This is a genomic window from Streptomyces hygroscopicus subsp. hygroscopicus (genome assembly GCF_001553455.1).
GTDB classification, from domain to species: domain Bacteria; phylum Actinomycetota; class Actinomycetes; order Streptomycetales; family Streptomycetaceae; genus Streptomyces; species Streptomyces hygroscopicus.
The window spans coordinates 1-2,695 of the sequence record NZ_BBOX01000577.1 but is presented as its reverse complement, the minus strand read 5'-3'; the positions used below and the strand labels follow the sequence as shown (position 1 = coordinate 2,695).

Annotated in this window: 1 protein-coding gene and 1 pseudogene; both read left to right on the top strand. The window is 71.6% G+C overall.

Annotated features, from left to right (window positions below):
• Nucleotides 1-975, top strand: a pseudogene (locus tag AXW62_RS38865) (hypothetical protein); the annotation flags it as partial.
• A gap of 51 nt (nucleotides 976-1,026) precedes the next feature.
• On the top strand, nucleotides 1,027-2,695 hold a 1,669-nt coding region (locus AXW62_RS38860), incomplete at its 3' end, for a protein kinase domain-containing protein (RefSeq protein ID WP_060948478.1).

The following is a 2,695-nucleotide window of genomic DNA, read 5'->3' as shown; positions in this document are numbered from 1 at the left end:
CCAGGTACGCCGAGCGGGCCCGGCGGGGCGCAGCGGCCCAAGCGGCGCCGTAAGACGCTCATCGCCCTCTCGGCCGCCGTCGCCACGCTGCTCATCGCGGGCGTCGCCGCCCTCGTCGTGGTCAAGGGCAACGACGACAAGGGCGACCAGGCCAAGACCGACTACGGCAAGGCGACCCACACCCCGCCCGACGGCCCTGGCCCCTCCGGCGCCCAGGCCCCCTCCAGCCGTTCGGCCTCCCCCGGCCCGTCCGCGACCAAGCTGGAGACCACCGGCGACGTGCCCACCGAGTACCTGGGGGCCTGGGAGGGCGAGATCAAGGAGGACGGCGAGCCCACCGGCAAGATCCGCCGGGTGGTCCTCTCCCAGGGCCCGGTCGGCGCGGTGGTCGCCGAGACCCTGACCTCCGACGCGGACTCGTTCTGCCAGGACTCCGCCAAGCTCAAGTCGGCGGACAACCTGCTCCTCATCGAGGACCAGGACGTCACCACCAGCATCCCCGAGGGCAGTTGCAGCGCCGTCGGGGAGCAGACCCTGCGGATAGGCGACGACGGCACCCTCGCCTGGAGCGTCCCGAACAGCTCCTCCGAGGCGACGCTGCGCCCCTCGAAGAGCGGGGGCAAGCCGGTCCCCGACACCTACCTGGGCACGTGGCTGGCCAAGGACGCGTTCGGGAAGACCGACGCCACCGTGAAGATCACCATCAAACAGGGCGCGGTCGGCACCGCGGTGGCCCAGGACGTCGCGGACAGCAAGAAGTACCACTGCGAGGGCGACCGGCTCCTGGTCTCGGTGGAGAAGGGTCTCGTCCTCAGCCCCTCGAAGTTCACGGGTGGAACCCCCAAGGATCTCTGCGGGCCCGGCACCTCGCTGACCTTCACCGCTTCGGGACATGACAAGCTGCGTGTCGAGTATGACGACCCGGACGATTACAGCGATGAGACGATGACACAGACGTTCACCCGCCTCGACTGATCGGCCGATCGGCACAAGGACTATCGGCACAGGGACAGGAGCCACACCGCGATGGAGAACCTCGGGGCCCAGGACCCGCGGTGGATCGGCGAGTACCGGCTGCTCGGCAAGCTGGGCGAGGGCGGAATGGGCCGGGTCTACCTCGCCCGCTCCGCCCGCGGCCGCACCGTCGCCGTCAAGCTCGTACAGGCCGAACTCGCACGGCAGGCCGACTTCCGCGGCCGCTTCAAGCGGGAAGTGGAGGCGGCGAGACGGGTCGGCGGTCAGTGGACCGCGCCCGTGCTCGACGCGGACACCGAGGCCGAGGTGCCCTGGGTGGCCACCGGCTACATCGGCGGCCCGTCCCTGCACAGCGTCGTCGCCGAGGACTTCGGGGCGCTGCCGGAGCGCTCGCTGCGGATCCTGGCGAACGGGCTGTCCCTCGCGCTGCGCGACATCCACGGCGCCGGGCTGGTCCACCGCGACCTCAAACCGTCCAACATCCTCATCACCATCGACGGTCCGCGCGTCATCGACTTCGGCATCGCACGCGCCCTGGACGCCGTCGGCACCACCACGGGCGGCAATCTGACGATGACCGGCGCGGTCGTCGGCTCGCCCGGGTTCATGTCGCCCGAGCAGGTGCGCGGTGAGCCGGTCACCGCCGCGAGCGATGTGTTCTGCCTCGGCTCGGTGCTCGCCTTCGCCGCCACCGGACGTCAGCCCTTCGGCAATCTGGACAGCGGCATGCACGCCCTGATGTACCGGATAGCCCAGGAGGAGCCCGATCTGACGGGGCTCCCCGAGGGGGCGCGCGGACTGGTCACCGCGTGTCTGCGGAAGGACCCGGCCCAGCGGCCCTCGGTGGACGAGCTGGTCGCCGCCACCCAGCCGGTGGCCGACGACGGCGAGCCCTGGCTGCCGGGCGGGCTGCTCGCCCGGCTGGGGCGGGACGCGCTCCAGCTGCTGGAGGTGGAGGCCGAGAACGCGCAGCCGGCCGCCGCGGCGCCGCCGCAGGTCGCCTCGGCCTACGCCCATCCCCAGCCCGGTCCGCACACACCGCCCGGCCCGCACACACCGCCCGGCCCCTCCGCGTACGCCTCACCGTCCGCGTACGCGGCACCCCAGGCGTCCGCGTACCCGGTGAACGGCTCCCTGGGGCCCGTACCGCAGCCTGGTCGGCCCTGGCAGGGCGGCTACCAGACACCGGTCGGCTACCCCGCCCAGGGCCCGGGGCTGAAGCCGATACGCGGTCTGGCCACCGCGCTGATGAGCATGTTCGGCATCTGGCTGGCGCTGACCCTGACCGACATGTCGTTGAACTTCGCGCTGCTGGACTCGTACTTCGCCCGCGACGCCGGCGAGATCGCTCCCGAGGTGATCGCCGGCAGGAGGGACGCGGTCGACTCGATGGGCATCGGCACCGCGCTCACCGTAACGGTGGTCATGGTGCTGTGGCTGATCTGGTTCCGCACCGCGTACATCAATTCCACCAGGCTCAACCCCGGCCGGCTGCGGTTCGGAAGCGGCTACGCCGTGGGCGCCTGGTTCATCCCGGTCGCCCAGCTGTGGCTGCCCAAGCAGATCGCCAATGACATCTGGACCGCCAGCGTGCCCCCCGGCGCCGGGCGCCGTGGACGCGCGGTGCTGCACTGGTGGTGGGCGTTCTTCGTGGTGATGTTCCTCTTCACGCCGGTGTCCGGGTTCGGCGGGCTGGTCGGCGACTACGCCACGGACCAGC